Below are 12,480 nucleotides of genomic sequence, written 5' to 3'. Positions count from 1 at the left end.
ACGTTGGTCTGTGACGTTGCGATGATGCGAGAGGTTGTTGACACACCCGGCTCCTTTGCCATGGGGGCTGTGTCAGGTTTTCTCGTGGAGTATGTCCGATACTAAATTGGGCGATAGAAGGAGGGACTTATATGGCAAAGCAAAAGATTCGTATCCGCTTGAAAGCGTACGATCATAGGATTCTTGACCAATCCGCAGAGAAAATCGTTGAAACTGCGAAACGTTCCGGTGCAGGCGTGTCGGGGCCGATTCCGCTTCCGACGGAAAAGCAAATCATCACCATTCTGCGTGCGGTACACAAGTACAAGGATTCCCGGGAGCAATTCGAAATGCGCACTCATAAGCGTCTGATCGACATTGTTAACCCAACGCCGCAAACGGTCGATGCTTTGATGCGACTCGATCTGCCATCCGGTGTAGATATCGAAATTAAACTGTAATTCAAGCAGAACGGAAATTGTAAAGGAAACGAGGTGTCAACATGAAAGGTATCTTAGGGAAAAAACTTGGAATGACGCAAGTGTTTACGGCTGAAGGCAACGTAATTCCTGTAACGGTAATCGAAGCTGGCCCGAACGTCGTCCTCCAAAAGAAAGACCAAGAGAACGATGGCTACGAAGCGATTCAGATTGGTTTCTCTGATAAGAAAGAAAAGCGCGCTACCAAGCCGGAAATCGGCCATGCGAAAAAAGCCGAAACGGCTCCTAAGCGCTACGTTCGTGAAATTCGCGGTATTAACATCGGCGAATATGAAGTTGGCCAAGTGATCAAAGCTGACTTGTTCGCAGAAGGCGAATTTGTTGACGTAACGGGTATTTCGAAAGGTAAAGGATTCCAAGGTACCATCAAACGCTGGGGACAAAGCCGCGGTCCGATGACTCACGGTTCCCGTTACCACCGTGGTCCAGGTTCCATGGGTTCGATTCAAGCGAACCGCGTTCCTAAAGGCAAACACCTGCCAGGACATATGGGCAATGACACGATCACGATTCAAAACCTTGAAGTCATCCGCGTGGATGCTGAGCGCAACGTATTGCTCGTTAAAGGCTCGATTCCAGGTGCAAAAAATTCTTTTGTAAAAGTGAAGTCCACTATAAAGAAATAATGGCTTTGAAGAAAGGAGGAACAAGAAATGCCAAAAGTAGCAATTTATAGCGTGAACGGTTCGCAAGTAGGCGAAGTTGAGTTGTCCGAAACAGTATTCGGCATCCAGCCTAACGTTCATGTTTTGCATAGCGCAGTTCTGCTGCAGCAAGCTGCAGAACGCCAAGGTACGCACAAGACCAAAGGACGCTCCGAAGTACGCGGCGGCGGACGTAAGCCTTGGAAACAAAAAGGTACAGGCCGTGCGCGTCAAGGTAGCATTCGCTCCCCGCAATGGGTTGGCGGCGGTACAGTATTTGGTCCGGTTCCGCGCAGCTACGGCTTTAAGCTGCCGAAGAAAGTTCGCCGTCTGGCGATTAAATCCGCACTGTCTTCCAAAGTGATCGACAACGACATTATCGTACTTGATCAACTTGCGATGGCTGCACCAAAGACAAAAGAATTCGCAGCAATTCTGAACAGCCTGAAGGTTGCTCGCAAGGCGCTTGTAGTTACAGCGTCGTATGAAGACAATGTTGCATTGTCTGCGCGCAATATCCCAGGCGTGAAATTTGTCGCAGCTGACGGCATCAATGTTCTGGATGTTATGCTTCACGACAAGCTGATCATCACCAAGGAAGCGGTCGAGAAAGTACAGGAGGTGCTTGCGTAATGAAAAATCCACGCGATATTATCAAGCGCCCGATCATCACAGAACAAACTAGCGATTTCATGATGAACAAGCGTTATGTGTTCGAAGTAGATATCCGTGCTAACAAAACGGAAATCAAAAACGCTATTCAGGAAATTTTCAAAGTAAAAGTATCGAGCGTTAATACTATGCGTATGCCGGCGAAGCCAAAACGCTACGGTCGTTACAACGGATATACATCCGAGTGGAAAAAAGCGATCGTGCAATTGAGCCAAGACAGCAATGAGCTAGAATTTTTCGAAACGGTATAAGGAAACGGTCGTGGAGCGTTTGACGCTCTGACCGCAAACCGCCGTTAGATAAACGGTTAAGGAGGGAATCGAAGTGCCTATCAAGAAGTATAAACCGACTTCCCCGGCTCGCCGTGCGATGTCCGTCTCTACATTCGAAGAGATTACGACAAGCACGCCGGAGAAATCGCTTCTTGCGCCGCTTTCCAAAAAAGCAGGGCGTAACAATCAAGGCAAAATCACGGTTCGCCATCATGGTGGCGGCCATAAACGTAAATATCGCATCATCGACTTCAAACGGACGAAGGATGGCATCGTTGGTAACGTAGCAACGATTGAGTACGATCCGAACCGTACGTCGAACATTGCGCTGATCCACTATGCGGACGGCGAAAAGCGTTATATTATCGCTCCAAAAGGTCTGAAAGTGGGCGACAAAATCGTATCCGGATCTGATGCGGATATCAAAATCGGCAACGCGCTTCCTCTGGAAAACATTCCAGTTGGTACAGTTATCCACAACATTGAGATGAAACCTGGCAAAGGCGGACAATTGGTTCGTGCAGCCGGTACTGAAGCTCAATTGCTTGGTAAAGAGGATGACTACGCGGTAATCCGTCTGTCCTCCGGCGAAGTTCGCCGTATTCTGAAAAAATGCCGTGCAACAATCGGTTCGGTAGGCAACGGTGATCACGAGCTCGTGAAAATCGGTAAAGCCGGTCGTTCCCGTTGGATGGGCAAGCGTCCTGAAGTTCGCGGTGTTGTAATGAACCCGAACGATCACCCGCATGGTGGTGGTGAAGGTCGTGCGCCAATCGGCCGCAAATCGCCAATGTCTCCTTGGGGCAAACCGACTCTTGGATACAAAACGCGCAAGAAGAAAAAAGCTTCAAGCCAATATATTGTTCGTGGTCGCACGAAGTAATAGGCGCATAAGCGCCGCCGCGTGATGAATGTCGCGTGATGTCTTGTGAAGGGAGGATCATCTATGGGTCGCAGTTTGAAGAAAGGTCCGTTTATTGACGGTTACCTGCTGAAAAAAGTCGAGGATCTGAATGAGTCGAACAAAAAAGTTGTCGTTAAAACTTGGTCACGCCGTTCGACAATTTTCCCGCAATTCATCGGTCACACTTTCGCGGTTTATGACGGCCGCAAGCACGTGCCGGTGTACGTAACGGAAGATATGGTAGGACACAAGCTTGGCGAATTTGCTCCAACGCGCTCTTACAGAGGCCATGGTGCGGACGACAAGAAAACAGGCCGTCGTTAATCGGTCTTAGAGATAGTTTCTGATGAGAACGAGAGGAGGTACATTCATGCAACAAGCAAAAGCGAGCGTTAATCACGTGCGCATTGCACCTCGCAAAGCTCAACTCGTAGTGGATTTGATCCGCGGCAAGCAAGTTGGCGAAGCGATCGCAATTTTGCGGCATACACCGAAATCTGCTTCCCCTGTAGTTGAGAAGCTGCTGAATTCGGCAATTGCTAACGCTGAGCATAACTTCCAGTTGGACGTAAGTAAACTGGTTGTATCTCAGGTTTATGTGAATCAAGGTCCGACGATGAAACGTTTCCGTCCCCGTGCGATGGGTCGTGCCAGCCGGATTAACAAAAGAACAAGCCACATTACATTGGTGGTATCCGAAAAATAAGGAGGGAAAACGTGTGGGTCAAAAGGTAAATCCAGTCGGTTTGCGTGTTGGTATTATCCGTGATTGGGAATCCAAATGGTACGCAGGCAAAGACTTTGGCGACCTGCTCATGGAAGACGTTAAAATCCGTGAGTACTTGAAAAACAAGTTGAAAGACGCGGCTGTTTCCCGTTTTGAAATCGAGCGTGCCGCTAATCGCGTGAACGTTACGATTTATACGGCAAAGCCTGGTATGGTTATTGGCAAAGGCGGTTCCGAGGTTGAAAACCTGCGCACCGAGCTTGCTAAAATTACGAACGGCAAAAAAATCCACATCAACATTTCCGAGATTAAAAACCCGGAACTGGATGCAGTCTTGGTAGCTGAAAGCATCGCACAACAATTGGAGCGCCGCATTTCATTCCGTCGTGCAATGAAACAATCGATCGGCCGTACAATTCGTGCAGGTGCAAAAGGAATCAAAACATCGGTCAGCGGACGTCTGGGCGGTGCAGAGATTGCTCGTACTGAAGGATATAGCGAAGGCACAGTTCCGCTTCATACACTGCGTGCTGACATCGACTACGGCACAGCTGAAGCACACACGACTTATGGCCGTATTGGCGTAAAAGTGTGGATCTACCGTGGCGAAATCCTTCCAGCTAAGAAGAAAGCAGCGGCTCCGCAGGAAGGAGGCAACTAATCATGTTGGTACCAAAACGCGTCAAGCACCGTAAACAACAACGTGGCAGCATGAGAGGTCGCGCTAAAGGCGGTACAGAAGTAGCTTTCGGCGAATACGGTTTGCAAGCTCTGGAGCCAGGTTGGATCACGAACCGTCAGATCGAATCTGCCCGTATTGCAATGACTCGTTACATCCGCCGTGGCGGTAAAGTTTGGATCAAAATTTTCCCTCACAAGCCAATTACCCAAAAGCCGCTTGAAGTACGGATGGGTAGTGGTAAAGGTAACGTGGAGAAATGGGTTTCCGTTGTAAAACCGGGCAAGATCATGTTTGAACTTGCTGGTGTATCGGAAGAAATCGCACGCGAAGCTATGCGTCTGGCTGCCCACAAGCTCCCGATCAAAACGAAGTTCGTGAAACGCGAAGAAGCGGGTGGTGAAGCAAATGAAAGCTAGTGAAATTCGCAACCTTACCTCTGCTGAGATCGAACAAAAGATCTCCGGGTTTAAAGAAGAGCTGTTCAACCTTCGTTTTCAATTGGCTACTGGTCAATTGGATAACCCTACCCGGATCCGTGACGTGCGGAAGGAAATAGCTCGTGCTAAAACCGTTCTGCGTGAAAGAGAACTCGGAATATCAGCAGCTAATTGATGAGTATATGTCCGTGACGATAAGGAAGTGCTATCGTAGGGAAGGAGGAAGAACATGAGCGAACGTAATGCGCGCAAGGTTCAAATCGGGAAAGTCGTTAGCGACAAGATGGATAAAACGATCGTTGTTGCTGTAGAAACGTACAAAAAGCACAATTTGTACCATAAACGTATCAAGTATACAAAAAAATTCAAAGCGCACGACGAGAACAACCAGGCGAAAATTGGCGATACTGTCAAAATCATGGAGACTCGTCCGCTTTCTAAAGACAAACGGTTCCGCTTAGTCGAAGTCGTTGAAGTTGCAGTAGTATTGTAAGCTAGTTGCACAACCTTTGCTATGAAAGGAGGACGCCAGAATGATTCAACCATTTACACGCTTGGCTGTTGCCGACAACTCTGGTGCGAAAGAACTGATGTGTATCCGTGTACTGGGTGGTACTGGCCGCCGCGCTGCTCACATCGGTGACTTGATCGTTTGCTCCGTCAAACAAGCAACACCCGGTGGCGTTGTCAAAAAAGGCGATGTAGTCCGTGCTGTAATCGTGCGTACTAAACGTTCGGTTCGTCGTAAAGACGGTTCCTACATTGCATTTGATGAAAATGCAGCAGTAATCGTTAAGGATGACAAAAGCCCACGCGGCACACGAATCTTTGGACCAGTTGCCCGCGAATTGCGCGACCGCGATTTCATGAAAATCGTATCGCTTGCACCGGAAGTGATTTAATTTAGCTTGATCATTCAAGCATGCAGGAGGTGTAACTCATGCCACGGTTGAAAAAAGTATTGGAGTCTCACAACAATAAAATGCACGTGAAAAAAGACGACAACGTGATCGTGATCACCGGTAAGGACAAAGGCAAAAAAGGCCGCGTCATTGCTGCGTATCCCCGTGAAAATCGCGTACTCGTTGAAGGCGTAAATATGGTGAAGAAACATAGCCGTCCTTCTCAAGCGAATCCGCAAGGCGGAATCATTGAGCAAGAAGCGCCGATTCACGTTTCAAACGTGATGCACGTTGATCCGAAGAGCGGCAAAGTAACGCGCATCGGCTACAAAGTGCTTGACAACGGTAAAAAAGTTCGGATCGCTACAAAATCCGGCGAAGTGATCGATTAATTCATCGTTTAGAGAAAGGAGGACCATGTAACATGGCAGCAAGAATGAAAGATCGTTTTTTGAATGATATTACTCCTGCTCTGATGCAGAAGTTCAACTATACAACGGTCATGCAAGTGCCGAAGATTGAAAAAGTTGTTATCAACATGGGTGTTGGCGAAGCAGTTGCTAACTCCAAAGTACTGGATAGCGCTGTTGAAGATCTTCGTCTCATTGCTGGTCAAAAACCGGTTGTAACTCGCGCAAAGAAATCGATCGCAGGTTTCAAACTTCGCGAAAACATGCCGATCGGGGTTAAAGTTACACTGCGCGGTGAGCGTATGTACTATTTCCTTGATAAATTGTTCAACGTTACGCTTCCGCGTGTACGTGACTTCCGTGGCGTGTCCACGAAAGCGTTCGATGGCCGCGGCAACTATACGCTTGGCTTGAAAGAGCAATTGATCTTCCCGGAGATCGATTATGATAAAGTCGACAAAGTGCGTGGTATGGACGTCGTCATCGTCACGACGGCAAAAACGGACGAAGAAGCTCGTGAACTGCTGACCCAAATGGGCATGCCGTTTGCGAAGTAATCCACAGGAGGTGTAGATACCAAGTGGCAAAAACTTCGATGAAGATTAAGCAGCAACGCGCTCCGAAGTTCAAAGTGCGTGCTTACACGCGCTGCGAGCGCTGCGGCCGTCCGCATTCCGTTTTGCAAAAGTTTAAAATTTGCCGGATTTGTTTCCGTGAATTAGCATATAAAGGCCAGATCCCTGGCGTTAAAAAAGCAAGCTGGTAATTAACTGAGTTCGGGAAGGAGGTTCACACAATGGTTATGTCTGATCCTATTGCAGATATGCTGACACGGATTCGTAACGCTAACGTAGTGCGTCACGAAACTGTGGAAATGCCGGCTTCGAAAGTGAAGAAGCAAATCGCTGAGATTTTGAAGCGCGAGGGCTTCATCCGTGATGCTGAGTATATCGAGGATAACAAACAAGGGATTATCCGTATTTTCCTGAAATACGGCCCGAACCAAGAGCGCGTTATCACAGGTCTGAAGCGCATTAGCAAGCCTGGCCTGCGCGTTTACACGAAAAGCACAGAAATCCCTCGCGTACTGGGCGGACTGGGAGTTGCGATCATTTCGACATCCCAAGGGGTTATGACTGATAAAGAAGCTCGTCAAGTTAAATCTGGCGGCGAAGTCGTCTGCTACGTTTGGTAATATACTGTTACAACGATTGGAGGTGCAACAATGTCTCGTATTGGCCGCAAACCAATCCAAGTACCTGGTGGCGTAAACATCAGCTTGGAAAATAGCGTTATTACAATTAAAGGACCAAAAGGTACTTTGAGCCGTGAGCTTCACAAGGACATGAATATCGTTCTTGATGAAACTTCGCTTACTGTCGAGCGTCCTTCTGATAATAAATTACATCGCTCTTTGCATGGTACTACCCGCAGCGTGATCGCGAATATGGTGAATGGTGTAACTGAAGGTTTCTCCAAAACCCTTGAGCTCGTAGGCGTTGGTTACCGTGCAAATAAAAGCGGCGAGAAAGTCGTACTTAACGTAGGCTACTCGCACCCGGTTGAAATTGAGCCGGAATCTGGCATCGAATTTGAAGTTCCTTCTAACACGAAAATTATCGTAAAAGGGATCGACAAAGAGCGTGTTGGTGCTATCGCAGCGAAAATCCGTTCCGTTCGTGAGCCTGAGCCGTACAAAGGCAAAGGGATCAAGTACGAAGGCGAGCGTATTATTCGCAAAGAAGGTAAAGCTGGTAAGAAGAAGTAAGCGCGCCTTCGCTGGCCGCTTAATCGGATAGCTTCATAAGGAACGAAAGAAAGGAGTGTCGTTCGAATGATTACAAAAGGCGATAAGAACAAAGCGCGTCTGAAGCGTCACCTGCGTGTTCGTAAGAAAATCAGCGGTACTACTCAGCGCCCTCGTCTGTCCGTATTCCGTTCAGCCAAACACATCTATGCTCAATTGATCGATGATGTGCAAGGCGTAACGATTGCAGCAGCTTCAACGCTTGATAAAGAAGTAGGCGAGATCGGTAACGGCGGTAACGTGGAAGCAGCCCGCAAAATCGGTGAATTGATTGCAAACCGCGCCAAAGAAAAAGGCGTAGAGCAAATCGTATTTGACCGCGGCGGCTACTTGTATCATGGCCGCATCAAAGCGCTGGCTGATGCAGCTCGCGAAGCAGGACTTCAATTCTGATTTACAATACTCATTAAGGAGGTAAGACGACTTGCGTATAGATCCGAATGCGTTAGAACTGACAGAGAAAGTAGTTCAAATCAACCGCGTCGCGAAAGTTGTTAAAGGCGGACGCCGTTTCAGCTTTAGCGCGCTTGTAGTAGTCGGCGACGGCAATGGTTATGTTGGCGCAGGCATCGGCAAAGCAGGAGAAGTTCCTGATGCGATCCGTAAAGGTATCGAAGATGCGAAGAAGAACCTGATCCATGTGCCGCTTGTTAAGACTACAATCCCGCACCAAGTGCTTGGACATTTCGGCGCAGGACGCGTACTGCTCAAACCGGCATCTGAAGGTACCGGTGTGATTGCGGGCGGTCCTGTTCGTGCCGTTCTGGAGCTTGCAGGTGTTGGCGACATCCTGACAAAATCGCTTGGTTCTTCCAACTCGATGAACATGGTCAACGCTACATTGGAAGGATTGTCCCGACTGAAGCGTGCGGAAGACGTGGCAAAACTGCGCGGAAAAACCGTACAAGAGCTTTTGGGTTAAGGAGGGAAATAAGATGGCAAAATTGCAAATCACCCTCGTACGCAGCCTGATCGGCCGCAACGAGAAGCAGCGCGCAACAGTCAATACGCTTGGTTTGCGCAAGCTTCATCAATCGGTTGTTCATAACGACAGCCCAGCCATTCGCGGCATGGTGAACCATGTTAGCCATTTGGTTAAGGTTGAAGAAGTACAAGGATAAGGCATTTAAATGCCTGAACGGATAGAAGCAACGCAAAAACTAAGCATATGCTTCCGAAGTGAGTTTTTGCTTACAAAGATGCTATGCCTGGAAGCAACGCAAAAACTAAGTGTATGCTTTCGAAGCAAGTTTTTGCTTGCAAAGAAGCTATGCCTAGGAGCAACGCAAAAACTTTAAGGAGGTGCAAACTACGATGAAATTGCATGAGCTCACTCCAGCAGCGGGTTCGCGCCCAGCGGGTTACCGCAAAGGCCGCGGTATCGGTAGCGGCAATGGTAAGACGGCTGGCCGCGGTCACAAAGGCCAAAATGCTCGTTCCGGCGGCGGTGTACGCCCAGGTTTCGAGGGCGGACAAAACCCGTTGTACCGTCGTTTGCCAAAACGCGGCTTTAATAACCCTTTCCGTAAAGAGTACGCGATTGTGAACATCGAAGAACTGAACAGCTTCGCGGCAGGTACGGAAGTAACACCTGAACTGCTCATGGAGCAAGGGATCGTTAAAAACCCTCAGAGCGGCATTAAAGTTCTGGGCAATGGCGAAATCAGTGTTCAATTGACGGTGAAAGCAAACAAGTTCTCTCAATCTGCGGTAGAGAAAATCACGGCTGCCGGCGGTAAAACCGAGGTGATCTAATTGTTCAAGACCGTGTCCAACATTTGGAAAATAGAAGACCTGCGCAGGCGGATTTTGTTCACTCTGTTCATCTTGTTGATTTACCGTATCGGTTCGTTTATTCCGGTTCCCGGGGTAAACAAAGAGGTATTCAAGCAAACGGGCGGGGAAAACATATTCGGTTTGCTCAACACGTTCTCCGGTGGCGCATTGTTCCAATTCTCCATTTTTGCAATTGGGATTTTCCCTTATATTACAGCCTCGATTATCGTCCAGCTGCTTTCGATGGATGTTATTCCAAAGTTTGCGGAATGGGCGAAAGAGGGGGAGAACGGGAAGCGCAAGCTTGCGCAAATTACGCGTTACGGCACGATCGTACTCGGCCTTATCCAAGGCTTCAGTACAGCAATCGGCTTTAACCGTCAATATACGATGGAAATGATCCCGAATGCAACCTTCACAACTTACTTGATGATTGCAATAATCCTGACGGCGGGTACGGCCTTCCTCATGTGGCTCGGTGAGCAGATTACGGAGAAAGGCATCGGCAACGGGATTTCGATCCTGATCTTTTCCGGTATCGTGGCGGGGATTCCTGGCCATATTCGCACGCTGTATGCAACTCAAATTGTAGATGCAGGGGATAAATTGTTCTTGAACATTATTAAGATGATTGTGCTAGTTATTGCAGTAATTGCGATAATTGTCGGCGTCATCTTCGTTCAGCAAGGGATCCGCAAAATTCCGGTGCAATATGCCAAGCGTGTGGTTGGCCGGAAAATGTATGGCGGACAATCGACGCATATTCCATTGAAAGTAAACGGTGCAGGCGTTATTCCGGTTATCTTCGCGGTATCGCTGCTCATGTTCCCGGTTACGATTGCACAGTTCTTTTCCCAATATGGCTGGGCGCAATGGGTTCAGAATAATATGTACTATGACAAGCCGCTCGGTATGGTGCTGTATGTTGTGTTGATTATCGGTTTCACGTTCTTCTATACCTTCGTTCAAATCAATCCGGTGCAAATGGCCGATCAAATGAAGAAAAATGGCGGGTATATCCCGGGCATTCGCCCTGGCAAGCCGACATCTTCCTACATTACTCGCGTTATGTCGCGGATTACATTGAGCGGAGCGCTGTTCTTGGCGGTAATCTCCATCTTGCCGGTCGCATTTGGCTCGATAGCGGGACTTGATCGCTCGATTCAGCTCGGAGGAACGTCGATGCTTATCATCGTCGGTGTAGGACTGGATACGATGAAGCAAATCGAAACGCAGCTTATCAAGCGCCATTACAAAGGGTTTATCAATAAATAACGATAGGTTCAAAATCGGGCTTCCGCGTTGGTGTATTTTTGCGGAACCCGTTTAGAGCCTATTGTGCTTAAAGCGAGGAACACGTTAATGAACATCTTATTCATGGGTCCTCCAGGCGCGGGAAAAGGCACGCAAGCCGAGCGGATCGTCGATACTTTCGGCATTCCGCACATTTCGACAGGCGATGCTTTCCGATTGGCTATGAAGCAAGGCACGCCGCTGGGCCAAAAAGCGAAGGAATACGTTGACCAAGGTCTTCTTGTTCCAGATGAAATTACGAATGGCATCGTTCGTGACCGTCTGTTGCTGGAAGATTGCAACAAAGGCTTTCTGCTCGATGGTTTCCCACGGACGCTCCAGCAAGCCGAAGCGCTTGATGGAATGCTGGCTGAGATGGGACGCAGCATCGATCATGTCGTCAATTTGAAGGTGGATCGCGGTTTGCTGCTTGCGCGGCTGACCGGTCGTCGCATTTGTAAAGCTTGCGGAGCGACATATCATGTTATGTTCAATCCGCCCAAGCAGGAAGGCGTATGCGATAAATGCGGCGGCGAGCTGTATCAACGGTCAGACGATACGGAAGCAAAAGTCGGTACACGTCTTGACGAGTATATTTCCAAAACGGCTCCATTGCTTGATTACTATACAGGCAAAGGACTGCTGCGGGAAGTAGACGGCGAGAAGGACATCGACGAAGTAACATCCGAGATCGTATCCTGTTTGCGAGGTTCTGTAGAATGATTATTTGCAAGTCCGAAGCGGAATTGCGATATATGAGAGAAGCAGGCCGAATTGTCGCCGACACGCATCGCGTGCTGAAGCAAGCGATTCGCCCAGGCATTACAACACTGGAGCTCGACTCTATTGCAGAAAAGTACATTCGCAGCCAGAATGCCGTTCCTTCTTTCAAAGGCTACAATGGTTTCCCCGGCAGCATATGCGTCTCTGTAAACGAAGAGCTGGTACACGGTATTCCGGGTGCACGCAAGTTGAATGACGGTGATATCATCAGCATCGATATCGGAGCACAATACGAAGGCTACCATGGCGACTCCGCCTGGACCTACGGTGTCGGTACGATAAGCGATGAAGCACAGCGTTTGCTGGATGTGACGGAAGAGTCGCTCTATGCAGGACTTGCATTAGTGAAACCGGATGTTCGGTTGTTTACGATTTCGCATGCAATTCAAAAAGTGATCGAAGCAGCAGGCTTCTCCGTCGTTCGGGAATATGTCGGTCATGGGATTGGTGCCAATCTTCATGAGGAACCACAAATTCCGAATTACGGTATACCTGATCGCGGACCGCGCCTGAAGCCAGGCATGGTGCTGGCGATCGAGCCAATGGTGAACATCGGTGAACGTTATGTTCGTACACTTGGGGATGATTGGACGGTTGTAACGCAGGACGGTTCATGGTGCGCTCACTTTGAGCATACTGTAGCGGTGACTGCAGACGGCTGTGAGATTTTGACCCGCAGTGGGGAGTAGGCA

24 protein-coding genes are annotated in these 12,480 nt (G+C 48.6%); all 24 read left to right on the top strand.

Annotated elements, in window-relative coordinates; genetic code table 11:
• Positions 1-131: 131 nt before the first annotated feature.
• The 24 genes from rpsJ to map all read left to right on the top strand — a co-directional run bounded on the left by rpsJ (position 132) and on the right by map (position 12,477).
• Complete coding sequence (gene rpsJ, locus ACFQ0N_RS32985) at positions 132-440, top strand: 30S ribosomal protein S10 (RefSeq protein ID WP_005544556.1); 309 nt, start codon at positions 132-134, stop codon at positions 438-440.
• 41 nt (positions 441-481) lie between these two features.
• Positions 482-1,105, top strand: coding sequence for a 50S ribosomal protein L3 (gene rplC, locus ACFQ0N_RS32980; protein ID WP_379334366.1), 624 nt, complete (start codon positions 482-484; stop codon positions 1,103-1,105).
• Between the two features lie 27 nt (positions 1,106-1,132).
• Positions 1,133-1,756: a 50S ribosomal protein L4 gene (gene rplD, locus ACFQ0N_RS32975; RefSeq protein ID WP_379334365.1), complete on the top strand. Its 624-nt coding sequence runs from the start codon at positions 1,133-1,135 to the stop codon at positions 1,754-1,756.
• Positions 1,756-2,046, top strand: coding sequence for a 50S ribosomal protein L23 (rplW, locus tag ACFQ0N_RS32970; RefSeq protein WP_379334364.1), 291 nt, complete (start codon positions 1,756-1,758; stop codon positions 2,044-2,046). The genes rplD and rplW overlap by 1 nt, the downstream gene beginning before the upstream one ends.
• A gap of 73 nt (positions 2,047-2,119) precedes the next feature.
• Positions 2,120-2,950 carry a 50S ribosomal protein L2 gene (rplB, locus tag ACFQ0N_RS32965; protein ID WP_379334363.1) on the top strand — a complete coding sequence of 277 codons (831 nt, stop codon included), beginning with the start codon at positions 2,120-2,122 and terminating at the stop codon, positions 2,948-2,950.
• Between the two features lie 63 nt (positions 2,951-3,013).
• On the top strand, positions 3,014-3,295 hold the full coding sequence (rpsS, locus tag ACFQ0N_RS32960; protein WP_379334362.1) for a 30S ribosomal protein S19: 282 nt from the start codon (positions 3,014-3,016) through the stop codon (positions 3,293-3,295).
• A gap of 46 nt (positions 3,296-3,341) precedes the next feature.
• The gene (rplV, locus tag ACFQ0N_RS32955) at positions 3,342-3,677 is read left to right on the top strand and encodes a 50S ribosomal protein L22 (RefSeq protein WP_379334361.1); all 336 of its coding nucleotides are present in this window, start codon (positions 3,342-3,344) and stop codon (positions 3,675-3,677) included.
• Positions 3,678-3,690: 13 nt separating this feature from the next.
• Positions 3,691-4,359: a 30S ribosomal protein S3 gene (rpsC, locus tag ACFQ0N_RS32950; protein ID WP_379334360.1), complete on the top strand. Its 669-nt coding sequence runs from the start codon at positions 3,691-3,693 to the stop codon at positions 4,357-4,359.
• Between the two features lie 2 nt (positions 4,360-4,361).
• Entirely contained in the window at positions 4,362-4,796 is a 435-nt protein-coding gene (gene rplP, locus ACFQ0N_RS32945) for a 50S ribosomal protein L16 (protein ID WP_379334359.1), read from the top strand.
• Entirely contained in the window at positions 4,786-4,992 is a 207-nt protein-coding gene (rpmC, locus tag ACFQ0N_RS32940) for a 50S ribosomal protein L29 (RefSeq protein WP_379334358.1), read from the top strand. Before rplP ends, rpmC begins: the two co-directional genes overlap by 11 nt.
• Before the next feature lie 54 nt (positions 4,993-5,046).
• Positions 5,047-5,310: a 30S ribosomal protein S17 gene (gene rpsQ, locus ACFQ0N_RS32935; protein ID WP_379334357.1), complete on the top strand. Its 264-nt coding sequence runs from the start codon at positions 5,047-5,049 to the stop codon at positions 5,308-5,310.
• 40 nt (positions 5,311-5,350) lie between these two features.
• Complete coding sequence (gene rplN / locus ACFQ0N_RS32930; protein ID WP_379334356.1) at positions 5,351-5,719, top strand: 50S ribosomal protein L14; 369 nt, start codon at positions 5,351-5,353, stop codon at positions 5,717-5,719.
• Positions 5,720-5,757: 38 nt separating this feature from the next.
• Positions 5,758-6,111: a 50S ribosomal protein L24 gene (rplX, locus tag ACFQ0N_RS32925; RefSeq protein WP_379334355.1), complete on the top strand. Its 354-nt coding sequence runs from the start codon at positions 5,758-5,760 to the stop codon at positions 6,109-6,111.
• 32 nt (positions 6,112-6,143) lie between these two features.
• Entirely contained in the window at positions 6,144-6,686 is a 543-nt protein-coding gene (gene rplE / locus ACFQ0N_RS32920; protein WP_379334354.1) for a 50S ribosomal protein L5, read from the top strand.
• A gap of 23 nt (positions 6,687-6,709) precedes the next feature.
• Positions 6,710-6,895 (top strand): type Z 30S ribosomal protein S14, encoded by a 186-nt coding sequence (locus ACFQ0N_RS32915; RefSeq protein WP_036580069.1) that lies wholly within the window; start codon positions 6,710-6,712, stop codon positions 6,893-6,895.
• Between the two features lie 30 nt (positions 6,896-6,925).
• On the top strand, positions 6,926-7,324 hold the full coding sequence (gene rpsH / locus ACFQ0N_RS32910; RefSeq protein WP_379334353.1) for a 30S ribosomal protein S8: 399 nt from the start codon (positions 6,926-6,928) through the stop codon (positions 7,322-7,324).
• A 30-nt stretch (positions 7,325-7,354) separates the two neighbouring features.
• Positions 7,355-7,897 (top strand): 50S ribosomal protein L6, encoded by a 543-nt coding sequence (rplF, locus tag ACFQ0N_RS32905; protein WP_379334352.1) that lies wholly within the window; start codon positions 7,355-7,357, stop codon positions 7,895-7,897.
• 66 nt (positions 7,898-7,963) lie between these two features.
• The gene (gene rplR / locus ACFQ0N_RS32900) at positions 7,964-8,329 is read left to right on the top strand and encodes a 50S ribosomal protein L18 (RefSeq protein ID WP_379334351.1); all 366 of its coding nucleotides are present in this window, start codon (positions 7,964-7,966) and stop codon (positions 8,327-8,329) included.
• 31 nt (positions 8,330-8,360) lie between these two features.
• Positions 8,361-8,858 (top strand): 30S ribosomal protein S5, encoded by a 498-nt coding sequence (gene rpsE / locus ACFQ0N_RS32895; RefSeq protein ID WP_379334350.1) that lies wholly within the window; start codon positions 8,361-8,363, stop codon positions 8,856-8,858.
• A gap of 13 nt (positions 8,859-8,871) precedes the next feature.
• Positions 8,872-9,057 carry a 50S ribosomal protein L30 gene (gene rpmD, locus ACFQ0N_RS32890; RefSeq protein WP_379334349.1) on the top strand — a complete coding sequence of 62 codons (186 nt, stop codon included), beginning with the start codon at positions 8,872-8,874 and terminating at the stop codon, positions 9,055-9,057.
• Positions 9,058-9,250: 193 nt separating this feature from the next.
• Complete coding sequence (gene rplO / locus ACFQ0N_RS32885) at positions 9,251-9,691, top strand: 50S ribosomal protein L15 (RefSeq protein WP_379334348.1); 441 nt, start codon at positions 9,251-9,253, stop codon at positions 9,689-9,691.
• A complete protein-coding gene (secY, locus tag ACFQ0N_RS32880; protein ID WP_379334347.1) occupies positions 9,692-10,987 on the top strand; it encodes a preprotein translocase subunit SecY in 1,296 nt (431 codons plus the stop codon).
• A gap of 87 nt (positions 10,988-11,074) precedes the next feature.
• A complete protein-coding gene (locus ACFQ0N_RS32875; RefSeq protein WP_379334346.1) occupies positions 11,075-11,728 on the top strand; it encodes an adenylate kinase in 654 nt (217 codons plus the stop codon).
• Entirely contained in the window at positions 11,725-12,477 is a 753-nt protein-coding gene (gene map, locus ACFQ0N_RS32870; RefSeq protein ID WP_379334345.1) for a type I methionyl aminopeptidase, read from the top strand. Before ACFQ0N_RS32875 ends, map begins: the two co-directional genes overlap by 4 nt.
• Positions 12,478-12,480: the final 3 nt, after the last annotated feature.

Source organism: Paenibacillus sp. GCM10027626 (assembly GCF_042676285.1).
Lineage (GTDB): Bacteria > Bacillota > Bacilli > Paenibacillales > Paenibacillaceae > Paenibacillus_Z.
This window is presented reverse-complemented; position numbering and strand designations above follow the sequence as displayed.

Coding starts and splice junctions, on each gene's coding strand:
- rpsJ (WP_005544556.1), top strand. CDS start 132: ATGGCAAAGCAAAAGATTCGTATCCGCTTGAAAGCGTACGATCATAGG.
- rplC (WP_379334366.1), top strand. CDS start 482: ATGAAAGGTATCTTAGGGAAAAAACTTGGAATGACGCAAGTGTTTACG.
- rplD (WP_379334365.1), top strand. CDS start 1,133: ATGCCAAAAGTAGCAATTTATAGCGTGAACGGTTCGCAAGTAGGCGAA.
- rplW (WP_379334364.1), top strand. CDS start 1,756: ATGAAAAATCCACGCGATATTATCAAGCGCCCGATCATCACAGAACAA.
- rpsS (WP_379334362.1), top strand. CDS start 3,014: ATGGGTCGCAGTTTGAAGAAAGGTCCGTTTATTGACGGTTACCTGCTG.
- rplV (WP_379334361.1), top strand. CDS start 3,342: ATGCAACAAGCAAAAGCGAGCGTTAATCACGTGCGCATTGCACCTCGC.
- rplP (WP_379334359.1), top strand. CDS start 4,362: ATGTTGGTACCAAAACGCGTCAAGCACCGTAAACAACAACGTGGCAGC.
- rpmC (WP_379334358.1), top strand. CDS start 4,786: ATGAAAGCTAGTGAAATTCGCAACCTTACCTCTGCTGAGATCGAACAA.
- rpsQ (WP_379334357.1), top strand. CDS start 5,047: ATGAGCGAACGTAATGCGCGCAAGGTTCAAATCGGGAAAGTCGTTAGC.
- rplN (WP_379334356.1), top strand. CDS start 5,351: ATGATTCAACCATTTACACGCTTGGCTGTTGCCGACAACTCTGGTGCG.
- rplX (WP_379334355.1), top strand. CDS start 5,758: ATGCCACGGTTGAAAAAAGTATTGGAGTCTCACAACAATAAAATGCAC.
- rplE (WP_379334354.1), top strand. CDS start 6,144: ATGGCAGCAAGAATGAAAGATCGTTTTTTGAATGATATTACTCCTGCT.
- rpsH (WP_379334353.1), top strand. CDS start 6,926: ATGGTTATGTCTGATCCTATTGCAGATATGCTGACACGGATTCGTAAC.
- rplF (WP_379334352.1), top strand. CDS start 7,355: ATGTCTCGTATTGGCCGCAAACCAATCCAAGTACCTGGTGGCGTAAAC.
- rplR (WP_379334351.1), top strand. CDS start 7,964: ATGATTACAAAAGGCGATAAGAACAAAGCGCGTCTGAAGCGTCACCTG.
- rpmD (WP_379334349.1), top strand. CDS start 8,872: ATGGCAAAATTGCAAATCACCCTCGTACGCAGCCTGATCGGCCGCAAC.
- rplO (WP_379334348.1), top strand. CDS start 9,251: ATGAAATTGCATGAGCTCACTCCAGCAGCGGGTTCGCGCCCAGCGGGT.
- ACFQ0N_RS32875 (WP_379334346.1), top strand. CDS start 11,075: ATGAACATCTTATTCATGGGTCCTCCAGGCGCGGGAAAAGGCACGCAA.
- map (WP_379334345.1), top strand. CDS start 11,725: ATGATTATTTGCAAGTCCGAAGCGGAATTGCGATATATGAGAGAAGCA.